Origin of the sequence: Bacillus niameyensis (assembly GCF_001375535.1) — a bacterium.
Classification (GTDB): domain Bacteria; phylum Bacillota; class Bacilli; order Bacillales; family Bacillaceae_C; genus Lederbergia; species Lederbergia niameyensis.
This window is the reverse complement of record NZ_LN831197.1, coordinates 3,022,852-3,045,572: the sequence shown is the minus strand read 5'-3', so window position 1 is coordinate 3,045,572 and position 22,721 is coordinate 3,022,852. Positions and strand designations below refer to the sequence as shown.

Genomic DNA, 22,721 nt, shown 5'->3' with positions numbered 1-22,721 from the left:
GGATTATCATTCTAGCTAATGTTTTCGTTCAATATAAAAGATGTCCTACCATTATTAAAACGGTAGATCATCATCCGATATATCAATAGGTTCCCCATTATTTGCAAATGGGTCATCATTTGTACGGGTGTATTCATGGTTGCTACGCTGATTCTGATTTGGGTCGAAAGAATGGCTTTGATTTCTTTGATTACCACCAAACCCTCCGAAGTCTCCTCCTCGATCAGTAGGTGCAGCATTTCTCGGTTCAAGAAATTGAACACTATCTGCAACGACTTCAGTCACGTATACGCGTTTTCCATCCTGTCCATCATAATTACGAGTTTGAATGCGGCCATCCACACCTGCAAGACTACCTTTTTTAAGGAAGTTGGCGACATTTTCCGCCGGACGGCGCCAAATAACGCAATTTATGAAGTCAGCCTCACGTTCACCCTGTTGATTTGTAAAAGTACGGTTAACAGCTAGAGTAAATGTTGCTACAGCAACTCCGTTTGGAGTATATCGCAAATCTGGATCTTTTGTTAATCGACCAACCAGCACAACCCGGTTCATCATCAGCATCAACCTCTTCCCGATTTACTTCTTTTTTTAAAATGTTTCACGTGAAACATTATTTTTCATCTTTAACAATAATATGACGAATAATATCATCACTGATTTTCGCAAGACGATCGAATTCCTGAACAGCTTCAGGAGTTGCATTTGTTTGGATAATCCGGTAGAAACCGTCACGGAAATCCTCAATTTCATATGCAAGACGTCGCTTACCCCAATCTTTTGATTCGATGACTTCCGCACCATTAGATGTAAGAATGCTATCAAAACGCTCGATTACAGCTTGCTTTGCTTCATCTTCAATGTTTGGGCGGATAATGTACATAACTTCGTACTTTTTCATCGTTTGGTCACCTCCTTATGGTCTATACGGCCCTTTTCGAAAAATAAAGGACAAGGAGCAATTTTCATTACTCACAATGATACATTTTACCATATAAACTTGTCCGTTGCAATGTTTCCCCCATTCTTTTTTTGCAATCAGAAAAAGTGCAACTGTCTTATACTATACACACATATGAGGAGCTCAAACGGACTATTGAAGCTTATATCGAGTACTACAACAACAAACGGATAAAACAGAAATTGGCTGGCATGAGCCCGGTTCAATACCGTCTTCACACCAGCCAGTTAGCTGCATAATATAAAACTCTAACTTTTAGGGGTCACATCACACTCGTTGGGATGTTTTTCACCATTCCTCTTCTTCATCTTCGCCCTCATATGCTTCTAAAGAAGGATTATATAATCGATCTATATCCGGCTCTTCTGCAAACTCTGTAGCGAAGTCGGCATGAGCTAAACTATGGTTATCTTCTAGCTCTGAGTGCTCCGCTTCATTTTGTTCAAAGAAAAGAGGTAGACAAAGTATGCTGCTTATACCGACTAATGTATAAATAATCCTTGAAATTAAAGATGCTTGTCCACCAAAAATAGAAGCGACCAAATCAAACTGAAATAAACCGATCAATCCCCAATTTATAGCCCCTATAATAACTAAAGCTAAAGCAATCCGGTGCATAGTCCTCATTTAATATGTGCACCCCTTTCTTCATCATTCATTTTCATTTTTTGAAGAAAAGGGTAGAAATATACATATGGAAAAAATAAGATATGCGTATGTCATGTAGAAATAGAAAATGGCTGTTGTGACAAAACCATTGTCACTAACATTCTAAAGTGCTCGCTACGGAAACGTTTATATTTAATTTGCAGCACTTAAAAATTGAAGAAATACCCTAATTACGTAATAAAAGACATCCAATTGGATGCCTTAAACATTAAAGCGAAAATGAATAACATCGCCATCTTGTACAATATAATCTTTACCTTCCAATCTTACCTTTCCTGCTTCACGTGCTGCTGTCATTGAACCTGCGCTTAGCAAATCTTCGTAAGAGACAGTTTCTGCCCGAATAAATCCACGTTCAAAATCTGTATGGATGATACCAGCACATTGCGGTGCCTTCATCCCCTTTTTAAATGTCCAAGCACGAACTTCCTGAACACCTGCTGTGAAGTATGTGGCAAGTCCCAAAAGGCTATAAGTCGCTCTGATCAATTGATCTAATCCTGATTCTTTAATTCCTAATTCTTCAAGAAACATCGCTTTTTCTTCATCATCAAGTTCAGCCATTTCTTCTTCAATTTTTGCACAAACAACGATCACTTCTGCTCGATCTTTTTCAGCAAATTCCCGAACTTTTTGAACATATGGGTTATTTTCAGAATCGGCAATGTTATCTTCATTGACATTTGCTACATATAAAACAGGCTTACTCGTTAATAGATGCAGCCCCTTCACAATTTTCATTTGTTCTTCTGAAAATTCGACTGATCTAGCTGGCTCTTCAGCTTCAAAAGCTGTTTTTAACTTCGATAATATCTCAAATTCAACCATCGATTCTTTATCTTTTTGTTTCGCCATTTTTTCTACTCGACCAATTCGCTTATCTACTGTTTCAAGATCAGCTAAAATTAATTCAAGATTAATTGTTTCTATATCGTCAATCGGGTCCACTTTCCCGGAAACATGGGTAATATCTTCACTAGCGAAACAACGGACAACATGACAAATGGCATCGACTTGACGAATATGGGAAAGAAATTTATTTCCTAGTCCCTCTCCCTTACTTGCACCCTTTACTATTCCTGCTATATCAGTAAACTCAAAAGCTGTTGGAACTGTTTTTTTAGGCTGAACTAACTCTGTCAATTGTTGAAGCCGATCATCAGGAACCTCAACAATTCCAACATTCGGATCGATCGTGCAGAATGGATAATTAGCCGCTTCTGCCCCTGCTTTTGTAATGGCATTAAATAAAGTCGACTTTCCGACATTTGGTAATCCTACAATTCCTGCTGTAAGTGCCATAGTATTCACTCCTCTTTCCTGCTATTACTTCTTCTATACTCGATATTTTATTTTACATTTATTTTGATAAATCCTTAACCAATTATAGTGACTAAGTTTTTAAAATACAAATTATAATTAAAGCGGAAGCTCATTGCCCAATGGTACAAAACTCCAGCTTCTTCCTACGATATGAGCTAGCAACTAAAAGCGCTCCCCACGTTGAACCAAGGCTAGAAGAAAAGCACGAGGGTCATTCCTCATGCTTTTCTAAAACCTNATGAAGTGCACCCCAAAAGTTAGAGTCAAAATCTAACTTTTGGGGTGTTTTATTATGGCTAAATATACAGATGATTTTAAGGTGATGGTGGTGCGTGAATATCTAGAAGGAAAAATAGGATATAAACGACTGGCAGAAAAACATGGCGTGAAGTCGAAGAAACAGGTCATCAATTGGGTCAACGCATACAAGAAATTTGGCATGGAGGGATTATTCCGAAAGAAAAAGAATGCATCTTATTCTGTTCATTTCAAGTTGGATGTATTAAGCTTTATGAAAAGAACAGGCGCTTCACAGACAGAAACAGCACTCCATTTCGGATTGACGAATCCTTCGATGCTCGCTGATTGGAAGAAGAAATTCCTCGAAGGCGGTACTGAAGCCCTGAGCAACCCGAAAGGACGACCGATTATGCCTGATAAAGTGAGGAACGTTAAGAAAATCCAAAAGCCAACAGCACAGGATAAAATGACACGTGAACAGAAATTAGAACGGGAAAATGAGCTACTCCGTTTGGAGGTGGAGTACCTAAAAAAGTTGCGAGCTTTTCAGATAGATCCGGACGGTTATCTCGAAAAGCACAAGCAGCGTTATCATTCGAACTCAAAGAAAAATTTCAATTGAAGGATGTACTTCAGATCGTGGGTATTCCCGAGTCATCTTATCACTATCATGTAAAACGATTGAAGCAGGGGAATCCTCATCAAGAGCTAGAGAACACAATTCAATCCATCTTTAACGAGCACAACGAGAACTATGGTTATCGTAGAATTCAACTAGAATTAAAAAATCGCAGCATCATAGTAAATCACAAAAAAGTGCAACGCATAATGGGAAAGCTGGGACTGAAAGGCAATAAGTTCACCCGAAAATCACGTCGTTACAGTTCGTACAAGGGGAGTATCGGTACAGTGGTGAAAAACCGAATTCACCGCAGATTCAATACTTCAATCCCCTATCAAAAACTAACTACAGATATTACAGAATTCAAATGTTCAGATGAGGTAAAACTCTATCTTAGTCCAATAATGGACATGTATAATGGGGAGATTCTATCGTATGGCATAAGTATGCGTCCGACACTTGACCTTGTGATGAAACCCCTGGAGGAAGCTCTTGACGTTGTAAAGAATGCCAAATACAGGACTACCATTCACTCAGATCAAGGCTGGCATTATCAGCATGGTAAATGGGTGTCGACCTTGAAAGAACACAAAGTATTTCAAAGTATGTCACGGAAGGGAAACTGTCTGGACAACGCTCCTATGGAGAATTTCTTTGGTTTATTGAAACAGGAAATGTATTATGGCGAATCACCACGCACATATGAGGAGCTCAAACGGACTATTGAAGCTTATATCGAGTACTACAACAACAAACGGATAAAACAGAAATTGGCTGGCATGAGCCCGGTTCAATACCGTCTTCACACCAGCCAGTTAGCTGCATAATATAAAACTCTAACTTTTAGGGGTCACATCACACTCGTTGGGATGTTTTTCACCATTCCTCTTCTTCATCTTCGCCCTCATATGCTTCTAAAGAAGGATTATATAATCGATCTATATCCGGCTCTTCTGCAAACTCTGTAGCGAAGTCGGCATGAGCTAAACTATGGTTATCTTCTAGCTCTGAGTGCTCCGCTTCATTTTGTTCAAAGAAAAGAGGTAGACAAAGTATGCTGCTTATACCGACTAATGTATAAATAATCCTTGAAATTAAAGATGCTTGTCCACCAAAAATAGAAGCGACCAAATCAAACTGAAATAAACCGATCAATCCCCAATTTATAGCCCCTATAATAACTAAAGCTAAAGCAATCCGGTGCATAGTCCTCATTTAATATGTGCACCCCTTTCTTCATCATTCATTTTCATTTTTTGAAGAAAAGGGTAGAAATATACATATGGAAAAAATAAGATATGCGTATGTCATGTAGAAATAGAAAATGGCTGTTGTGACAAAACCATTGTCACTAACATTCTAAAGTGCTCGCTACGGAAACGTTTATATTTAATTTGCAGCACTTAAAAATTGAAGAAATACCCTAATTACGTAATAAAAGACATCCAATTGGATGCCTTAAACATTAAAGCGAAAATGAATAACATCGCCATCTTGTACAATATAATCTTTACCTTCCAATCTTACCTTTCCTGCTTCACGTGCTGCTGTCATTGAACCTGCGCTTAGCAAATCTTCGTAAGAGACAGTTTCTGCCCGAATAAATCCACGTTCAAAATCTGTATGGATGATACCAGCACATTGCGGTGCCTTCATCCCCTTTTTAAATGTCCAAGCACGAACTTCCTGAACACCTGCTGTGAAGTATGTGGCAAGTCCCAAAAGGCTATAAGTCGCTCTGATCAATTGATCTAATCCTGATTCTTTAATTCCTAATTCTTCAAGAAACATCGCTTTTTCTTCATCATCAAGTTCAGCCATTTCTTCTTCAATTTTTGCACAAACAACGATCACTTCTGCTCGATCTTTTTCAGCAAATTCCCGAACTTTTTGAACATATGGGTTATTTTCAGAATCGGCAATGTTATCTTCATTGACATTTGCTACATATAAAACAGGCTTACTCGTTAATAGATGCAGCCCCTTCACAATTTTCATTTGTTCTTCTGAAAATTCGACTGATCTAGCTGGCTCTTCAGCTTCAAAAGCTGTTTTTAACTTCGATAATATCTCAAATTCAACCATCGATTCTTTATCTTTTTGTTTCGCCATTTTTTCTACTCGACCAATTCGCTTATCTACTGTTTCAAGATCAGCTAAAATTAATTCAAGATTAATTGTTTCTATATCGTCAATCGGGTCCACTTTCCCGGAAACATGGGTAATATCTTCACTAGCGAAACAACGGACAACATGACAAATGGCATCGACTTGACGAATATGGGAAAGAAATTTATTTCCTAGTCCCTCTCCCTTACTTGCACCCTTTACTATTCCTGCTATATCAGTAAACTCAAAAGCTGTTGGAACTGTTTTTTTAGGCTGAACTAACTCTGTCAATTGTTGAAGCCGATCATCAGGAACCTCAACAATTCCAACATTCGGATCGATCGTGCAGAATGGATAATTAGCCGCTTCTGCCCCTGCTTTTGTAATGGCATTAAATAAAGTCGACTTTCCGACATTTGGTAATCCTACAATTCCTGCTGTAAGTGCCATAGTATTCACTCCTCTTTCCTGCTATTACTTCTTCTATACTCGATATTTTATTTTACATTTATTTTGATAAATCCTTAACCAATTATAGTGACTAAGTTTTTAAAATACAAATTATAATTAAAGCGGAAGCTCATTGCCCAATGGTACAAAACTCCAGCTTCTTCCTACGATATGAGCTAGCAACTAAAAGCGCTCCCCACGTTGAACCAAGGCTAGAAGAAAAGCACGAGGGTCATTCCTCATGCTTTTCTAAAACCTTTTTCATTTTCCTTGCAAATTCCCTGCGTGGTAACAAAACACTATGTTCACAACCTTCACATTTTATTCGAATATCCATCCCCATTCGAATAATTTTCCAACGATTTGTCCCACATGGGTGCGATTTTTTCATTTCGACAACATCATGAAGATTGAATTCTTTATTTTCCAATTTCATTCCCCCTGATGACAAATTCCACATTTTTATATGATTATTTTATCAGTTGTATTGCATTTTTAATAGCTTTAGATATTTTCAGCTATTAGATGTATAGAAAGGAAAAGTCTTCCGTATAATGGTAAGGATAAGAAAAGCGAAGGTACTATTTAACGCTGTACGTATCGATTTACTTATTGTAGCCATAACCGGATGTTTGCAACACAACTTTCTGTTCGTCGAGCTGGATATATTTCTTCTAGAAAGGAGCCATACTCATGAAACTAGATCCACCCTTTAACTTTAATAAACAGAATGAAGTACACGTCAAATTTGATGATCCTTTATCAAGTTCAAAGGTTTCCAAAGGGATTTTAAGTTTTCTCCCCTTTGATACAGAAACACCCCTTGTTATCGTCTGTATCGGAACAGACCGTTCTACCGGGGATTCATTTGGCCCATTAATCGGCAGTTTCCTTCAAGAATCATCTTTAAATAACTTTCATGTGTTTGGTACTTTAGAAGATCCTATTCATGCTGTTAATATGCAAGAAAAAATCAGTTATATTACTGACCAATTTTCAAACCCTTTTATTATCGCAATTGACGCCTGTCTTGGCAGAGTCAAAAATATAGGTATGCTTAAGGTAGGAAAGGGACCTGTTAAACCTGGCGCCGGTGTAAAAAAGGAATTACCGTCTATCGGTCACATCCACCTTACAGGTGTTGTCAATGTTAGTGGATATATGGAGTTTTTTGTATTACAAAACACCAGACTAAACCTTGTTATGGCAATGGCCAAACAAGTAGCAGCTGGGATTATTAAGGCTGATCAACTTTTTTCTAAAAATCTACCGTATCATCTGGACTTGGATTATAAAAAAGAAACATTTTTATAATCTTATCGAGAATTCTCGAGCAACCCTAGAATTCTTTCAAGATCTTCATTAGATAAAAACTCAATTTCTATCTTGCCCTTTTTCTTAGTTTTCTTAATAGTAACAGTTGTTCCAAATTTTTCTCGGAGAGTATTTTCCCTCTCAACGAGAAATACATCCTTTTTAGTAGAAGCTCTCTTTGTTTCACGTGGAACATTTGAGTTTAATTGTTGCACTAATTGTTCAAGCTGTCTAACATTTAAACCTTCCTTGATAGCCTGTTCAGCTACTTTTTCTATTTGTTCTTTCCCTTTGAGTCCAAGTAGTGTACGACCATGCCCCATTGATAACTTTCCCTTTGTAATATGAGTTTGAATACTCTTTGGAAGCGCCAATAAACGAATATGATTCGCGATATAAGGCCGACTTTTCCCTAACCTTTTGGCTAATACTTCTTGGGTTAGTTCTAGCCTTTCCATTAATGTTTGATAAGCTGTTGCCTCTTCAATGGGCGTTAAATCTTCACGTTGCAGATTTTCAAGGACTGCTAATTCCATCATCTGTTGATCAGTAAGTTCTCTCACAACAGCAGGAATAGTCTTCAGCTTAGCTTCCTTCGAAGCACGATAGCGGCGCTCCCCTACCACTATTTCATAACCTTTTATGTTTTTCCTAACTATTATCGGCTGTAATACACCATGTTCCAATATTGATTCCTTTAATTCAGTAATAGCCTCTTCCGAAAATACCTTTCGAGGCTGATAGGGGTTTGGTGTAATTTCAATTAATTCAATTTCGCGTACCGTTTCATCGTTATTTATTTCCATATTTGCAAATAAAGCATTAATCCCTTTTCCGAGACCTTTAGCCATTGATAGCCACTTCCTTTGCAAGATCTAAATATACTTCCGCACCACGCGATTTTGGATCGTAGACAATGATCGGTTCACCATGACTTGGTGCCTCACTCAATCTAATATTACGCGGAATGATCGTTTTATAAACTTTGTTTTGAAAATATTTCTTTACTTCTTGGATGACTTGAAGGCCAAGATTCGTTCGTGCGTCGAGCATTGTTAAAAGTACACCTTCTATCATTAATTGATTATTTAAGTGTTTTTGCACGAGACGAACTGTATTTAATAATTGGCTTAGTCCCTCTAAAGCGTAATACTCACATTGAACGGGGATAATTACTGAATCTGAAGCGGTTAATGCATTAAGTGTCAGTAAGCCAAGCGATGGTGGACAGTCAATCAGAATATAATCATACTCGTCCCTCACTTGATCAACCGCTCGTTTTAAACGAACTTCCCTTGATATCGTAGGAACTAGTTCCACTTCAGCACCAGCAAGCTGAATCGTTGCTGGAACAGCAAAAAGGTTTTCAACAGCGGTTTGTTTAATTACCTTTTTAATCTCCATATCATCTACTAACACATCATATATACAGTTTTGGACATCTCCCTTATCAATGCCAGAACCACTTGTCGCATTTCCTTGGGGGTCTATATCTATAAGTAATACTTTTTTTCCTATATAAGCTAAACAAGCTCCCAGATTGACAGAGGTAGTCGTTTTTCCGACTCCTCCCTTTTGGTTGGCTATGGAAATTACTTTTCCCAACGATGTCACCTACCTTTTTCCATCAAAATAGCAATCATGTATTCTATTTTATCAAATTATCAACCGAAAAACTCTGTGAATGGAAAAAAGTTTTTTAAAAGAATCGTATGATCACATTTTATTCATACTTAAACACTATATGAGCGTTGAAAATGAAGCTGGGTGTTAACTATTACCAAAAAACTAACCCATGCTATTATTTGTTTCGCAAAAAAAAGAGAAACTTCTTTATAAGCTTCTCCGTTTCCTCATCTCATAATATAAACAGTAGTAATTAATTTTGGGCTTTCTTCTTCGGTATCTTGATAGTGATTTGATAGTATTCATCAAAATCCTCTTCTTCTGAATCTAATTTAATGCCACTATCAGTCACCATTGAAAGAGATTGACGAATTGTATTAACAGCAATTCTCATATCTTTACTAATTGCCTTTCGCCGCTTCTTAGGCTTATCAACTTTAGTTAATAATTTTACTACTTGTTCTTCAGTCTGCTTTACATTCAAATTCTTTTCTATGATAAGATTCATCAATTGAATTTGTTTCTCAAAATCCTTTAACGGTATTAAAGCTCTTGCATGGCGCTCCGTTATCTTTTTTTGCAGCAGACCTTCTTGGATTTCTTGCGGGAGCTTAAGTAACCGCAGCTTATTAGCAACAGTTGATTGCCCTTTACCGAGACGTTGAGCTAAAGCTTCCTGTGTTAAATTATGAATTTCTAATAACTTTCCGTATGCCATTGCTTCTTCAATCGGTGTTAATTCTTCACGTTGAAGATTTTCAATAAGTGCAACAGAGGCTGTTTCAGTGTCATTTAAATTCTTTATAATAGCTGGTACTTCTGTCCAGCCTAATGATTGAATCGCTCGATACCTACGTTCTCCTGCAATAATTTCAAATTGACTATTCTCTATTTCTCTAACTACGATCGGCTGAATTATTCCATGTGTATGGATTGTTCTAGCTAATTCTTCTATTTTCGTCTCATCAAAGATTGTTCTTGGCTGGAATCGATTAGGGACTATTCTCGAAACAGAAATATTTTTAACCTCTTCCGTCTCCTCTGCCATCTCTTTTTCTATCGGCAACTCTTTATCCCCCATGCCAAACAAACGAGAGAAAGGATGCTTCATCCTTCGACACCACCTTCTGAAAACTCCCCTATGTTTTGAAACAGTTGCAATATATAAATAAAGACTATCCAAGAAAGTAAATCAATTTAGAAAAATTTAATCTAATAAACATATTACTGTAATAATACTTACTATTACATTCTATCCTTTTTTTAAATATCCTGCTATCCCCTAAATTGTCTATCACTCAAGAGGTAATTTATTTGGTGTACCTGGCTTTCTTGGAAACCTTTTAGGAGTATTTTTCACTTTATTGAGAACAACAATATTCCGTTCACTCTCTTCAATTGGAAGTTCAAATGAATGAATGGAAGCCAATTCTCCTCCTAATTGATGAATAGCTTTATGAGCAGCTTTCAACTCATCTTCTGCATTGGCAGCCTTCATTGCAATAAATTGTCCACCTTTTTTAACAAGTGGAAGGCAAAGCTCACTTAACACTGACATTCTAGCTACCGCTCTTGCCGTCACAACATCAAACTGTTCTCTAAATTCTACTCTTTTTGCAAAAGTTTCTGCACGATCGTGATAAAAGTATGTATCCTTTAAGTTTAATTCATTTGATAGATGTTCGAGAAAACGAATTCGCTTTTGCAATGAATCAACAATCGTAATTGAAAGATTGGGAAAACAAATTTTTAAAGGAATGCTTGGAAATCCTGCTCCCGCGCCCACATCACAAATCTTCATTTCCCCTTTAAAATCAATGTAAAAAGCGGCACTTACCGAATCATAGAAGTGTTTAAGGTATACCTCCTCTTTTTCAGTAATCGCTGTCAAGTTCATTTTTTCGTTCCATTCAACCAATATTTGAAAATAACGTTCAAACATGTCAAGCTGAAGGGAATTCAGCTGAATTCCCTTCTCCTCTAACATGCCTTGAAACTGTTCAACATTCATATTATTCATTCCTTATCTCATCCAGATATTCTGGCGATTTTCCCTTGTTCGATATAGACAAGCAGAATAGAAATATCAGATGGATTAACTCCGGAAATCCGAGATGCTTGCGCAATCGATAATGGACGCACTTTATTCAGCTTTTGACGTGCCTCCGTAGCAATCCCGTTAATAGCATCATAATCAATATTTTCTGGGATCCTTTTATCCTCAAGTTTTTTCAACTTTTCTACTTGTTGTAAGGACTTCTCAATATATCCCTCATATTTGACTTGAATCTCAACCTGTTCAATTACTTCTTTAGGTGGTTTTACTTCTGTTGGAGCTAATTCCCAAATTTGTTGATAATTCATCTCAGGACGCTTTAACAAGTCAGATGCTCTAATACCATCTTTTAATGGGCTTCCCCCTGCTTCTTTAATCATTGCTTGTGTTTTTTCATTAGGCTTAATAATTGTGGAACGGAGACGGCCAATTTCTGTTTCAATTGCTGCCTTTTTATCCTTATACATTTCATACCGTTCCTCAGAGATTAAGCCAATTTGATGACCAAGCTCAGTCAAACGCAAATCTGCGTTATCATGACGAAGTAGCAGACGATATTCTGCTCTAGAAGTTAGCAAACGATATGGTTCATTCGTCCCTTTTGTTACAAGATCATCGATTAAAACCCCGATATAGGCATCAGAGCGACTTAAAATGACTTCTTCTTTTCCAAGTATTCTTCTTGCCGCATTAATTCCTGCCATAATCCCTTGAGCTGCTGCTTCCTCATATCCAGAAGTCCCGTTAATTTGACCAGCAGTATAAAGGTTTTTGATTGCCTTCGTTTCTAGTGTTGGCCATAGTTGTGTTGGAACCATCGCATCATATTCAATAGCATATCCAGGACGCATCATTTTAGCATTTTCAAGGCCTGGAACCGTTGCAATCAATTGATGTTGCACTTCTTCTGGAAGACTAGTAGATAGACCTTGTACATAAACTTCATTTGTATGACGTCCTTCAGGTTCAAGGAAAATTTGATGTCTTGGTTTATCGTTGAAACGGACAACCTTATCTTCAATCGATGGGCAGTAGCGGGCACCTGTTCCTTTGATCATGCCGGAAAACATAGGGGAGCGGTGCAAATTCTCATCGATAATTTGATGGGTGCGTAAATTTGTATACGTTAACCAGCATGGCAGCTGATCAGTTATAAATTCCGTCGTTTCATAACTGAATGCTCGCGGTTCTTCATCACCAGGCTGAATTTCCGTTTTACTATAATCAATCGTTTTGCTATTAATACGAGGTGGAGTGCCTGTTTTAAAGCGTTCCATTTCAAAGCCAAGTTTTTCAAGGGATTCCGCTAATTTAATAGATGGTTTTTGGTTATTCGGTCCGCTCGAATACTTTAGTTCACCTAAAATGATTTCCCCTCTTAGGAACGTTCCAGTTGTGATAACAACCGCCTTCCCACGGAAAATAGCACCCGTATTTGTTACGACCCCTTTACATTCTCCATCTTCCATTACTAAATCATCAACCATCGCTTGAAGCAATGTAAGATTAGGTTCACTTTCCAAAGTGTTTTTCATTTCTTGTTGATATAAAACTTTATCGGCTTGTGCCCGTAGAGCTTGCACAGCAGGACCCTTACCAGTATTAAGCATTCTCATTTGAATATACGTTTTATCGATATTTTTGGCCATTTCACCGCCGAGAGCATCAATTTCCCTTACTACTACACCTTTAGCTGGTCCTCCGAGTGAAGGATTGCAAGGCATAAAGGCAACCATGTCGAGGTTTAATGTTAGCATAAGTGTTTTAGCACCCATTCTAGCAGCTGCTAGACCCGCTTCACAGCCGGCATGGCCCGCTCCCACTACAATAACGTCATATTGGCCTGCCTCATATTGTTGCATGTTTTTAAACCTCCTAAAATATATTGTTAAATTAAACGAGCTTTATCACCTTTTGTCTATCCCCAGCCCGTTCTTTGCTGTGTTTCCTTTATCTTAGACCAACAGGACGTTGGTCTAAATGGCGCGTCTTAGCGGTTCATCTTTTTTATAAAAGTTTGGACGTCGCTATACGCCGCCTTCCGCTTTTCTATTTCCCTAAACAAAACTGGGAGAATAGTTGGTTGATAAGACTTTCTTGGACGGTATCGCCAATAATTTCACCAAGCAATTCCCATGTGCGAGTTAAATCAATTTGAATAATATCGATTGGTGTTCCAAAGTCAATTCCCGCAAGCACATCTTCAATAGCTTGGATAGCTTGGGTCAAGAGGGCGATATGGCGGCTGTTTGATACATATGTCATATCGTTCGCTTCAACCTGCCCTTGGAAGAACATCTCGCTTATCGCCTCTTCAAGATCATCAATTCCTTCCTCTTCCAATAAAGAAGTCGTTACGATCTGATGATCCCCGGCACTGACACGGACCTCTTCCATATCAATCTTTTGAGGTAAGTCTGTTTTATTAGCGATCACTATGACATCCATGCCTTCTACCGCAGCGAATAATTGTCTATCTTCTTCAGTAAACTGATCCGCAGCATTTAATACTAATAAAATTAAATCGGCCTTTTTTAGAACTTCCCTAGACCGCTCTACTCCGATTCTTTCCACTATATCTTCTGTTTCCCTAATTCCAGCTGTATCTACTAATCTGAGCGGGACACCACGGACATTGACATATTCTTCGATGACATCCCTTGTTGTTCCTGGTATATCTGTTACAATCGCCTTGTTTTCTTGGACAAGACTGTTTAATAATGATGACTTTCCGACATTCGGTCGCCCAATAATGACCGTTGACAAGCCTTCTCGCAAAATCTTCCCTTGCTGTGAAGTACGCAACAATTTTTGCAATTCTTCTCGAATATAACTAGCTTTCTCTAATAATAATCGATGGGTCATTTCTTCCACATCATCATATTCCGGATAGTCAATATTTACTTCAACATGGGCGACCACTTCCAAAATTTCTTGACGCAATTCTCCAATCAATTTTGAAAGGCGCCCTTCCATTTGTCCCAATGCCACATTCATAGCCCGATCTGTCTTCGCTCTAATCAAATCCATAACAGCTTCTGCTTGTGACAGATCAATGCGTCCATTTAAAAACGCCCGCTTCGTAAATTCACCGGGCTCAGCCATTCTTGCTCCTGCATTCAAAGCTAATTGCAGCACGCGATTAACAGAAACTAATCCACCATGACAATTAATTTCTACAACGTTCTCCCTAGTAAACGTTTTGGGGGCCTTCATCACACTTACCATAACCTCTTCTGCTATATCACCAGTGTTTGGATCGATGATATTTCCATAATGAATTGTATGGCTTACAACATTCGTTAATTTTTTTCCTGCTGGACTTTGAAATATTCGATCAGCAATCTCAATCGCTTCATCTCCGCTCAGACGAACAATAGCAATTGCTCCCTCACCCATTGGTGTCGATATGGCAACAATCGTATCAAACTCCATTGTTTCCCCTCCTCTCTATTTCAATTGATATATTTTCACGATCTAATAAGTCTTATATGAAATTATCCACAAAATAATAGAATATCAAAATTTTATAATCCACAAAAGGAATTTTTGACATTTAAAAAATTATCCACATACAAAAGCATTCGTACTCCTTATTTTAACTTATCCACATGTGAATAACAATAACCCAATTTCCTCCTATCATTATGAAAATTTTTCTAGGATGTCGGACATTAAAAAAAGAGACTTAGCTCTTTGAAAGCCAAGTCTCTTATTTATCGTTCTCTAGAAATCGAAATAGATCTCCAAATATAATTTGATCTGAATAATTTAATTCGGTCTGTACTTTTTCAAAATAAGGGGTGCAGTAGTTCCTTTTTACCCTCTTACCAGTTTCTTTGTTATAGCAAGTATTTTCAACAAATGTATAATCCTTTGTAGTAAAAGAACCATCTCTAAAAGCAACTACCCGATCTTCTTTATTCGCTAGTAAGCTAGTACCAAATGACAAAGATCCTTTAGGTTCCTCAATCCCTAATAAATCAAAAATTGTCGTACGTAAATCAACCTGGCCACCTACAGCATCTATTGTCATTCCAGTTACACCAGGTATATGAATAAATAACGGAACTTTTTGTAATTCCATTTCGTCATTTATCGTAATTTCATGGCCTAATACTTCCTCAAGGGCTTCATTATAGCTAGTTGAAATACCGTAATGATCCCCAAACAAGACAAAAATACTATTCTCATACAATTCTGTTTCTCTTATTTGTTCAAAAAAGGTTTTTATTGCTTCATCTTCATATCTAACTGTCGTAAAGTAACGATTCACTAGCCCTTGATCCGTTTTCGCTTCTTCAATCCATTGATCTTCAGGCTCTAACAAAAAAGGAAAATGATTCGTTAACGTCAAAAACTTTGCATAGAAGGGTTCTGGTAATTCATTAAGATATGGGAGTGATTGTTCAAAAAACGGAATATCCTTTAAGCCATAATTAATCGAGTTTTCCTCTGTAACCTTGAAATCATCTTTTGAAAAGAAACGATCATAGCCCATTGCCTCATAAGCCTTTTCGCGATTCCAAAAATAAGCATCGTTCCCATGAAAAGTAGCAGAATAATATTGATGCTCTTTCAATATCGTTGGCATGGCATAGTATTTATTATTAGGTTTTCTAACAAATAGGGATCCCCCAGATAATGGATACAAACTGTTATCTAAAATAAATTCCGCATCTGATGTCTTCCCTTGAGCTGTCTGATGATAAAAATTAGGGAAATACAAACTTTCACTTTTTAATTGATTTAAAAACGGAGTTACCTCTTGGTCATCTATCCGATGATCAATGACAAATCCTTGAGTCGATTCAAGAAAAATAACAATGACGTTTTTCCCTTTAGCAATTCCATGTAAGTTAGATGGCTTTACATTTTCATTTCGCTTTTGCAAATAATGTTCAATTTTTTTCACTTCACTGCCATCGGCCATTACTCGTTTAATTGAGGATCTTGAGTTTTCATAGATGTCAAAAATATGATAATAATAAAGACCAAGGGACTGTACAATCAATTCTTTATCATATGATTTATTCCAAAAACCTGCATTAACAATCCCAGTGATCAGCAATGGAACTACCATTATCGGTGCTAATACTCGGAATCCCATTCTTTTTGTAAACTGAAAACTAGTCTTTATTGCCCATTTATATTTAATGAGAATGAAAAGAATCAAGCAGTCAACAAAAAAAGATATATCATAAATCTTAAGTAATTCGATCGTGCTTTGACCTAAACCACCGACATTTTTAAATTGAAAAAGAATGGGCACCGTAACAAAATCAATATAAAACCGATAATAGAGAACATTTCCATATAAGATACCAGTTAAAATCAAATGAATAATAAAAAGGATAAGTGGCCGATTTTTTTGTTTAGCAAAAAATCCAGTTCCTAATATTAGTGCAGCTGAACTTAACGAAACTACTGCTAATAAAAGGGATTCCCCAAAGGTTTGGGTAGAAACATGAAAAACCCACCGATATAACACACACATTTTTATCCAAAGCAAGAAGACAGCAACGACATAAATAAGGCTTGAACGATTTCCTCCTGAGCGTACAACTCGAATCATTTAACCACTTCCACAATCAATAATAGTACTTCCATATTACCATTATTATCATGTTGAAAACATAAAAACTTCGATCTCTCTAAATTATCTATAAAGTATGCATCCAAAAATACGAGATCAAGTAGTGAATGGTAGATTTTCAAACCACCGATGAGAAGTATTCTCGTAAGCACTTTGTTCTGATCCTTTATGCGGATACGCCATAGTAGAGATGCTTTTCACTAACTTTTACATGTAAAAATGCCACGAGAGTGTTCTCGTGGCATTTTCATAGTTTATAAAATTTGGATGACTTGTTGGGGAAGCGTTCAGCTAACGGATAGCCTTCTCTAATTCATTATAATGGTTTAATAACAATGTACCGATTCGGCTCTTCCCCTTCCGAAGCCGTTTTAATATTTTTTTGTTCGGATAAAGCAGTGTGAATGATTTTTCTCTCATAGTTTGGCATCGGCTCGAGTTGAACAGGCCTTTTTAGCTGATTTGCTTTAGCTGCAAGCCGTTCAGCTAATTGAATTAGTGTTTGCGCGCGCCGCTCCCGGTAATTTTCGGGATTCAAAATAACTGTTACATAACGTTCTGAATGGCGATTAGCAGCAAGTTGTGTTAAATACTGCAAGGAATTAATGGTTTGTCCCCGTTTTCCTATCAAAAGGCCCATCTTTTCACCAGAAATATTAAACATAACTTGCCTTTCATTTTCTTTAACTACTTCAATGTTTGCTTCTATGTCCATATTCGATAAAACATTTCGTAAAAAATCCAATGCTCTTTCAGCAACGTCAGGCTTAACTATAACCTTGACGATAGCTGGCCTTGAACCAAATAAACCGAGTAAACCCCTTTTTCCTTCATCCACAATGCTAATATCAATGCGATCTCTAGTTGTGTTTAGTTGAGCCAATGCGGATTCTACTGCTTCTTCAACGGTTTGTCCCGTAGCAGTGATCTCTCTCACTTTTTAGCTCCCCTCACTTTAAGATTATTTGTCTTCTCAGTTTGAATGACCGGTGGCTTAATGAAATATGTTTGGACAATCATAAAAATATTTCCTACTACCCAGTATAAAGCAAGTGCTGCTGGAAAGTTAATAGCAAAAATTAAAATCATTACTGGCATAATATAAAGCATCATTTGCATTTGCGGATTGGCATTCCCCGTTCCAGCCATCATAATCTTCTGTTGAAGGAAAGTTGTGGCTCCTGCAATAATAGGTAAAAGGTAATATGGATCTGGAGAGCCAAGTTCAAACCAAAGAAAGCCACCAGATTTACCAATCTCCTCTGTTCTTATAATCGCTTGATAAAACCCAATTAAAATCGGCATTTGTATTAAAAGTGGAAAACAACCAGCAAGCGGATTCACATTATGTGTTTGGAAAATCTTCATCGTTTCTTCTTGAAGTTTCTGCTGTGTTTTAGCATCCTTAGAACTATATTTCTCTTTTAATTTCGCCATTTCAGGTTGAATTGCCTGCATTGCCTTCGAATTTTTTGTTTGTTTAATCATAAGAGGCAACATTGCAAGACGAATTAAGATCGTAACGACAATAATAGATAAACCATAACTATTTCCTAACCATCTTGCAAAGGATGTGATAAGCCATGAAAGTGGATAAACAATATACTTACTCCAGAAACCTGTAGTTTCAGAAGTAATATAATTGGGATTGTCAATAGTAGCGCATCCTGCCAAAATGGTCACTAAAAAAAGAATAGTCATTAACCATAATATTTTTTTATTCAAACGAAAAGTTCCTCCCTGCTCTTTAAAATCTAGTAGTATGTACATTATTCTTCGGCTATTTTACCATTTTTCTTCCAAGAAAGTTAGCAAAAAAAGAATTCTATTTACTCTTATATTTATTTTAAAATTTTTCCAAGGCGAAGTACGTGTTGTAAACTCTTTTTCACTTGATGAAAGTCCATTTCAGCGACAGGCTTTCTGGCAATAATAACATAGTCCTTCCCGCATTTGATCTCATCATGAAGTTCATGGAAAACTTGCCGTATGTAACGTTTAATTTGATTTCGAGTTACAGCATTCCCAATCTTCTTACTAACGGATAATCCAATCCGAAAGTTCCCTTGCTGCTCCTTTTTTAATATGTAAATCACAAATTGTCTATTTGCAACTGAATATCCTCTTTTAAAAGCAGCTTGAAATTCAACATTTTTTTTTATTCTATATCCCTTTTTCATACTATTCACCTTGTATGGATCATTATATTTATCATCGTTTACTACCGTGGCTATCATCTAGCAAATTTCTACGTTTCCTCCTACGATAAGTCAACGTTTTCTAATTTCTTGTTAAAAAAAGACCACTGAGACGTTTCAGTGGTCTACGCTGATAACACTTTTCTTCCTTTGCGACGACGTGCAGCCAGAATTCTTCGGCCTGTTTTTGTGCTCATGCGCTTACGGAAACCGTGTACTTTGCTTCTCTTACGTGTATTTGGTTGAAATGTTCTTTTCATGTACGACACCTCCCTGAGGTCAAAACAAAATTTCCAATAGACATACTCATTAATTATAAGGAGCTGTCTTTCTAATGTCAAGAGTCCTTCATATTTGTATTATCCCCAATTAAAGGAATTTATAGGCCAATTTGGTACTTTTTTATCCGCGACACCTTATTGTGGATAATTTCGACAGCCTTTTTTATTATCCACAATATTTATCGACAGGTTTTTCACAAATAAACGGCATGTTTATAACTTTTCTAGTTAATTAATTGATATTGTGGATATTTTAGGTATACGTTGATAAGTTAATCTTTATCTGATATGATTATGTTGTTTTCACTCTGAATACTTTCTGTTGATAACAGCTTTATCCACAGATGTGGATATCTTGTGGGTAACTTATCCACTTAAGGAAGAATAACCTTGTCCACATATAGTGGATAATGTCGAAATCTGCCTTTCTTCCTATTATATAGTTTTCCACATTCATAGGTATGTATATTTATAAATTTCCATCAAATTAAACCTAAACTGTTATATAACTGTTTAAAATTAAAGGGTAAGGAGGTAAGAACTTGGAGAAATTAGCTGATCTTTGGGACCAAGTTTTGATACAAGTCGAAAAAAAGGTCAGTAAGCCCAGTTTCGATACATGGCTTAAATCTACAAAAGCGCACGCTCTACAAAAAGACACAATGTTTGTAACAGCTCCAAATGAATTCGCTAGAGACTGGCTAGAAGGACACTATACAGGCTTAATATCTGGAATTTTGTACGAGATTCTTGGTGAAGAACTATCAGTGAAATTTATTATTCCCCCCGAACAAGAGGAACTTGAAAATCCAGCTACAACTCCTCCAAAAAAGGAGAAGAAAAATCTTGGGGATTTCCATCAAAATATGCTAAATCCAAAATATACGTTTGAAACATTTGTCATCGGAGCCGGTAACCGTTTTGCGCACGCGGCTTCTTTAGCTGTGGCTGAAGCACCAGCCAATGCCTATAACCCGCTATTTATTTATGGTGGAGTAGGGATGGGAAAAACACATTTGATGCATGCAATCGGACATTATGTCGTTGAACATAATCCTGATGCCAAAGTCGTTTACTTGTCCTCAGAAAAGTTCACTAATGAGTTTATTAACGCCATTCGTGACAATAAAGCTGTTGATTTTCGCAATAAATATCGGAGTGTAGATATCCTACTAATTGATGATATTCAATTTTTAGCTGGGAAAGAATCTACACAGGAAGAATTCTTCCATACATTCAATACTTTGCATGAAGAAAGTAAGCAAATTGTTATCGCTAGTGATCGCCCTCCGAAGGAAATTCCTACATTGGAGGATCGCTTAAGATCTCGTTTTGAATGGGGCTTAATAACAGATATTACTCCTCCGGATCTAGAAACTAGAATTGCCATTTTAAGAAAAAAGGCAAAAGCAGATGGCCTAGATATTCCTAACGAAGTGATGCTTTATATTGCAAATCAAATTGATACGAATATAAGAGAGCTAGAAGGTGCACTTATTCGGGTCGTAGCCTTCTCATCCTTAACGAATAAAGATATTAATGCTGACTTAGCTGCAGAAGCATTAAAAAATATCATCCCAGGTTCAAAACCAAAGGAAATCACAATTTTTGATATTCAAAAAACAGTTGGAACCGAATATAACATTAAATTAGAGGATTTTAAGGCTAAAAAGAGGACAAAATCAATTGCCTTCCCTAGACAAATCGCCATGTACTTATCACGTGAACTAACTGATTTTTCATTGCCTAAAATAGGGGAAGAATTTGGTGGTCGTGACCACACAACTGTGATCCATGCCCACGAAAAAATATCTAAACTTATTGAAACCGATCAGGATTTTAAAAGTAAAATTGAAGATATTCGTGAGGTTCTAAAAAATTCATAATGGGGATTTTGTGTATAACATGTACGCACTCGCACACAGGATGTCCACATGTTCATAACTTGAGTTTCCAGTCATGCACAGACTTATCCACATATTAACAGGCACTACTACTATTATTACTATTTTTTATTCTTTAATTATATAAATATAACCTCAAATCTATAACATTTTTTAAGGAGGTCCAAAATGAAATTTATTGTTCAGCGTAGTCGGCTAATTGATAGTGTTCAAGATGTTATGAAAGCTGTATCTTCAAGAACAACTATTCCCATTCTTACTGGGATTAAAATAATTGCATCAGAAGAGGGTTTAACATTTACAGGTAGCGATTCTGATATTTCCATTGAATCTTTCATTCCTAAAGAAGAAAATGGTGATGAAATTGTTGAAATCAAACAAACAGGTGGAATCGTATTAAATGCAAAGTTTTTCTCAGAAATTGTAAAAAAATTACCAATGGACTCAGTGGAATTAGAGGTTATTAATCTTCAACAAACTATTATTCGCTCAGGAATGGCTGAATTTAATTTAAATGGTCTAGATCCCGATGAGTACCCGCATTTACCTCAAATTGCTGAAGAAAATGTATTTTCACTACCTGCCAATTTATTAAAGTCATTGATTAGACAAACTGTTTTCGCTGTGTCCACCTCAGAAACACGGCCGATCTTGACAGGTGTAAACTGGCAAGTAGAAGGAGAGAAGTTAATTTGTACTGCGACAGATAGTCATAGATTAGCAATGCGAACCACTTCTATAGAAATTGCCAATACTGATATAGTAAATGCTGTTATTCCAGGAAAAAGCCTTATAGAGTTAAGTAAAACACTTGATGACTCAAGCGACCCTGTAAATATTGTTATTACTGGAAATCAAATTCTCTTCAGATTTAAACACTTATTATTTTTCTCGCGACTGTTAGAAGGAAATTATCCAGATACGTCAAGACTTATACCAGCTGAACATAAGACCCAGATTATTTTACACTCAAAGGACTTCCTTCATGCTATTGATCGGGCCTCTCTTTTAACAAGAGGAGAGAGAAATAACGTCGTCAAATTAGCGAGTTTAGAAAATCGCAAAATTGAAATCTCATCTACAACACCAGAAATTGGAACTGTAGTTGAACAATTACATTGTGAATCCATCGAAGGTGAGGATTTGAAAATTTCCTTCAGTGCTAAATACATGATGGACGCTTTAAAAGCGTTAGAAGGTACACAAATAGTTGTTCACTTCACTGGTGCAATGCGCCCATTCATTATTCGTTCAGTTGAGGATGACTCCATCTTGCAGCTTATACTGCCGGTTAGAACGTTTTAAACGATTCATCAAGCTTTATAATCCAATAGATCCTGCCCTTTTATGGCGGGGTTTTCTTTGTTTAAAT

23 protein-coding genes and 2 pseudogenes are annotated in these 22,721 nt (G+C 36.9%); 6 read left to right on the top strand and 19 right to left on the bottom strand.

The window, feature by feature from the left end:
- Positions 1 to 54: 54 nt before the first annotated feature.
- Positions 55 to 558: a single-stranded DNA-binding protein gene (ssb, locus tag BN1243_RS14455; RefSeq protein WP_062107909.1), complete on the bottom strand. Its 504-nt coding sequence runs from the start codon at positions 556 to 558 to the stop codon at positions 55 to 57.
- Between the two features lie 55 nt (positions 559 to 613).
- A complete protein-coding gene (gene rpsF / locus BN1243_RS14450) occupies positions 614 to 901 on the bottom strand; it encodes a 30S ribosomal protein S6 (RefSeq protein ID WP_062107907.1) in 288 nt (95 codons plus the stop codon).
- A gap of 170 nt (positions 902 to 1,071) precedes the next feature.
- Between rpsF and BN1243_RS22150 the strand changes: the two are divergent.
- Positions 1,072 to 1,200: pseudogene (locus tag BN1243_RS22150) on the top strand (IS3 family transposase); the annotation flags it as partial.
- A 49-nt stretch (positions 1,201 to 1,249) separates the two neighbouring features.
- Here BN1243_RS22150 and BN1243_RS14445 read toward each other — a convergent pair.
- On the bottom strand, positions 1,250 to 1,588 hold the full coding sequence (locus BN1243_RS14445; RefSeq protein ID WP_062107903.1) for a DUF378 domain-containing protein: 339 nt from the start codon (positions 1,586 to 1,588) through the stop codon (positions 1,250 to 1,252).
- Between the two features lie 243 nt (positions 1,589 to 1,831).
- Positions 1,832 to 2,932, bottom strand: coding sequence for a redox-regulated ATPase YchF (ychF, locus tag BN1243_RS14440; RefSeq protein WP_062107900.1), 1,101 nt, complete (start codon positions 2,930 to 2,932; stop codon positions 1,832 to 1,834).
- A gap of 313 nt (positions 2,933 to 3,245) precedes the next feature.
- Between ychF (BN1243_RS14440) and BN1243_RS14435 the strand changes: the two genes are divergently transcribed.
- A complete protein-coding gene (locus tag BN1243_RS14435) occupies positions 3,246 to 3,815 on the top strand; it encodes a helix-turn-helix domain-containing protein (RefSeq protein WP_062107905.1) in 570 nt (189 codons plus the stop codon).
- A pseudogene (locus BN1243_RS14430) lies at positions 3,809 to 4,642 on the top strand (IS3 family transposase); the annotation flags it as partial. The gene BN1243_RS14435 and the pseudogene BN1243_RS14430, both read left to right, overlap by 7 nt.
- Positions 4,643 to 4,691: 49 nt before the next feature.
- Here the strand turns inward: BN1243_RS14430 and BN1243_RS14425 are convergent.
- The 3 genes from BN1243_RS14425 to BN1243_RS14415 all read right to left on the bottom strand — a co-directional run bounded on the left by BN1243_RS14425 (position 4,692) and on the right by BN1243_RS14415 (position 6,810).
- Positions 4,692 to 5,030 (bottom strand): DUF378 domain-containing protein, encoded by a 339-nt coding sequence (locus BN1243_RS14425; RefSeq protein WP_062107903.1) that lies wholly within the window; start codon positions 5,028 to 5,030, stop codon positions 4,692 to 4,694.
- A gap of 243 nt (positions 5,031 to 5,273) precedes the next feature.
- Positions 5,274 to 6,374, bottom strand: a complete 1,101-nt coding sequence (ychF, locus tag BN1243_RS14420; protein ID WP_062107900.1) for a redox-regulated ATPase YchF — start codon at positions 6,372 to 6,374, stop codon at positions 5,274 to 5,276.
- Positions 6,375 to 6,606: 232 nt separating this feature from the next.
- A complete protein-coding gene (locus tag BN1243_RS14415) occupies positions 6,607 to 6,810 on the bottom strand; it encodes a DUF951 domain-containing protein (protein ID WP_407638861.1) in 204 nt (67 codons plus the stop codon).
- A 257-nt stretch (positions 6,811 to 7,067) separates the two neighbouring features.
- Between BN1243_RS14415 and yyaC the strand changes: the two genes are divergently transcribed.
- A complete protein-coding gene (gene yyaC, locus BN1243_RS14410) occupies positions 7,068 to 7,688 on the top strand; it encodes a spore protease YyaC (protein ID WP_062107898.1) in 621 nt (206 codons plus the stop codon).
- A 2-nt stretch (positions 7,689 to 7,690) separates the two neighbouring features.
- On the opposite strand, the gene BN1243_RS14405 is transcribed toward yyaC, so the two are convergent.
- From BN1243_RS14405 to rpmH, 12 genes are all read right to left on the bottom strand, one after another.
- Positions 7,691 to 8,539: a ParB/RepB/Spo0J family partition protein gene (locus tag BN1243_RS14405; protein ID WP_062107896.1), complete on the bottom strand. Its 849-nt coding sequence runs from the start codon at positions 8,537 to 8,539 to the stop codon at positions 7,691 to 7,693.
- Complete coding sequence (locus tag BN1243_RS14400) at positions 8,532 to 9,293, bottom strand: ParA family protein (RefSeq protein ID WP_062107894.1); 762 nt, start codon at positions 9,291 to 9,293, stop codon at positions 8,532 to 8,534. The genes BN1243_RS14405 and BN1243_RS14400 overlap by 8 nt, the downstream gene beginning before the upstream one ends.
- 274 nt (positions 9,294 to 9,567) lie before the next feature.
- Entirely contained in the window at positions 9,568 to 10,425 is an 858-nt protein-coding gene (noc, locus tag BN1243_RS14395; protein ID WP_062107892.1) for a nucleoid occlusion protein, read from the bottom strand.
- 183 nt (positions 10,426 to 10,608) lie between these two features.
- Positions 10,609 to 11,325, bottom strand: a complete 717-nt coding sequence (gene rsmG / locus BN1243_RS14390) for a 16S rRNA (guanine(527)-N(7))-methyltransferase RsmG (RefSeq protein WP_062107889.1) — start codon at positions 11,323 to 11,325, stop codon at positions 10,609 to 10,611.
- A 17-nt stretch (positions 11,326 to 11,342) separates the two neighbouring features.
- Positions 11,343 to 13,232, bottom strand: a complete 1,890-nt coding sequence (gene mnmG, locus BN1243_RS14385; RefSeq protein ID WP_062107887.1) for a tRNA uridine-5-carboxymethylaminomethyl(34) synthesis enzyme MnmG — start codon at positions 13,230 to 13,232, stop codon at positions 11,343 to 11,345.
- A gap of 187 nt (positions 13,233 to 13,419) precedes the next feature.
- Positions 13,420 to 14,805, bottom strand: a complete 1,386-nt coding sequence (gene mnmE / locus BN1243_RS14380; RefSeq protein ID WP_062107885.1) for a tRNA uridine-5-carboxymethylaminomethyl(34) synthesis GTPase MnmE — start codon at positions 14,803 to 14,805, stop codon at positions 13,420 to 13,422.
- Between the two features lie 277 nt (positions 14,806 to 15,082).
- Positions 15,083 to 16,945, bottom strand: coding sequence for an LTA synthase family protein (locus BN1243_RS14375; RefSeq protein WP_062107883.1), 1,863 nt, complete (start codon positions 16,943 to 16,945; stop codon positions 15,083 to 15,085).
- Positions 16,942 to 17,088 (bottom strand): hypothetical protein, encoded by a 147-nt coding sequence (locus BN1243_RS22145; protein WP_230200208.1) that lies wholly within the window; start codon positions 17,086 to 17,088, stop codon positions 16,942 to 16,944. Before BN1243_RS22145 ends, BN1243_RS14375 begins: the two co-directional genes overlap by 4 nt.
- A 194-nt stretch (positions 17,089 to 17,282) precedes the next feature.
- The gene (gene jag / locus BN1243_RS14370) at positions 17,283 to 17,903 is read right to left on the bottom strand and encodes an RNA-binding cell elongation regulator Jag/EloR (RefSeq protein WP_062107881.1); all 621 of its coding nucleotides are present in this window, start codon (positions 17,901 to 17,903) and stop codon (positions 17,283 to 17,285) included.
- On the bottom strand, positions 17,900 to 18,691 hold the full coding sequence (gene spoIIIJ, locus BN1243_RS14365; RefSeq protein WP_062107879.1) for a YidC family membrane integrase SpoIIIJ: 792 nt from the start codon (positions 18,689 to 18,691) through the stop codon (positions 17,900 to 17,902). Before spoIIIJ ends, jag begins: the two co-directional genes overlap by 4 nt.
- Positions 18,692 to 18,807: 116 nt before the next feature.
- On the bottom strand, positions 18,808 to 19,146 hold the full coding sequence (gene rnpA, locus BN1243_RS14360) for a ribonuclease P protein component (protein WP_062110644.1): 339 nt from the start codon (positions 19,144 to 19,146) through the stop codon (positions 18,808 to 18,810).
- A gap of 143 nt (positions 19,147 to 19,289) precedes the next feature.
- Entirely contained in the window at positions 19,290 to 19,424 is a 135-nt protein-coding gene (gene rpmH / locus BN1243_RS14355) for a 50S ribosomal protein L34 (protein WP_062107878.1), read from the bottom strand.
- A gap of 563 nt (positions 19,425 to 19,987) precedes the next feature.
- Between rpmH and dnaA the strand changes: the two genes are divergently transcribed.
- Positions 19,988 to 21,331 carry a chromosomal replication initiator protein DnaA gene (gene dnaA, locus BN1243_RS14350; RefSeq protein ID WP_062107876.1) on the top strand — a complete coding sequence of 448 codons (1,344 nt, stop codon included), beginning with the start codon at positions 19,988 to 19,990 and terminating at the stop codon, positions 21,329 to 21,331.
- A 186-nt stretch (positions 21,332 to 21,517) separates the two neighbouring features.
- Positions 21,518 to 22,654 (top strand): DNA polymerase III subunit beta, encoded by a 1,137-nt coding sequence (gene dnaN, locus BN1243_RS14345; RefSeq protein WP_062107874.1) that lies wholly within the window; start codon positions 21,518 to 21,520, stop codon positions 22,652 to 22,654.
- The last annotated feature ends 67 nt before the right edge of the window (positions 22,655 to 22,721 follow it).

Bases quoted from the DNA above. Each gene is read 5' to 3' on its own strand.
- ssb (WP_062107909.1), bottom strand. From the start codon at position 558: ATGATGAACCGGGTTGTGCTGGTTGGTCGATTAACAAAAGATCCAGAT.
- rpsF (WP_062107907.1), bottom strand. From the start codon at position 901: ATGAAAAAGTACGAAGTTATGTACATTATCCGCCCAAACATTGAAGAT.
- BN1243_RS14445 (WP_062107903.1), bottom strand. From the start codon at position 1,588: ATGAGGACTATGCACCGGATTGCTTTAGCTTTAGTTATTATAGGGGCT.
- ychF (WP_062107900.1), bottom strand. From the start codon at position 2,932: ATGGCACTTACAGCAGGAATTGTAGGATTACCAAATGTCGGAAAGTCG.
- BN1243_RS14435 (WP_062107905.1), top strand. From the start codon at position 3,246: ATGGCTAAATATACAGATGATTTTAAGGTGATGGTGGTGCGTGAATAT.
- BN1243_RS14425 (WP_062107903.1), bottom strand. From the start codon at position 5,030: ATGAGGACTATGCACCGGATTGCTTTAGCTTTAGTTATTATAGGGGCT.
- ychF (WP_062107900.1), bottom strand. From the start codon at position 6,374: ATGGCACTTACAGCAGGAATTGTAGGATTACCAAATGTCGGAAAGTCG.
- BN1243_RS14415 (WP_407638861.1), bottom strand. From the start codon at position 6,810: ATGAAATTGGAAAATAAAGAATTCAATCTTCATGATGTTGTCGAAATG.
- yyaC (WP_062107898.1), top strand. From the start codon at position 7,068: ATGAAACTAGATCCACCCTTTAACTTTAATAAACAGAATGAAGTACAC.
- BN1243_RS14405 (WP_062107896.1), bottom strand. From the start codon at position 8,539: ATGGCTAAAGGTCTCGGAAAAGGGATTAATGCTTTATTTGCAAATATG.
- noc (WP_062107892.1), bottom strand. From the start codon at position 10,425: ATGAAGCATCCTTTCTCTCGTTTGTTTGGCATGGGGGATAAAGAGTTG.
- rsmG (WP_062107889.1), bottom strand. From the start codon at position 11,325: ATGAATGTTGAACAGTTTCAAGGCATGTTAGAGGAGAAGGGAATTCAG.
- mnmG (WP_062107887.1), bottom strand. From the start codon at position 13,232: ATGCAACAATATGAGGCAGGCCAATATGACGTTATTGTAGTGGGAGCG.
- mnmE (WP_062107885.1), bottom strand. From the start codon at position 14,805: ATGGAGTTTGATACGATTGTTGCCATATCGACACCAATGGGTGAGGGA.
- BN1243_RS14375 (WP_062107883.1), bottom strand. From the start codon at position 16,945: ATGATTCGAGTTGTACGCTCAGGAGGAAATCGTTCAAGCCTTATTTAT.
- rnpA (WP_062110644.1), bottom strand. From the start codon at position 19,146: ATGAAAAAGGGATATAGAATAAAAAAAAATGTTGAATTTCAAGCTGCT.
- rpmH (WP_062107878.1), bottom strand. From the start codon at position 19,424: ATGAAAAGAACATTTCAACCAAATACACGTAAGAGAAGCAAAGTACAC.
- dnaN (WP_062107874.1), top strand. From the start codon at position 21,518: ATGAAATTTATTGTTCAGCGTAGTCGGCTAATTGATAGTGTTCAAGAT.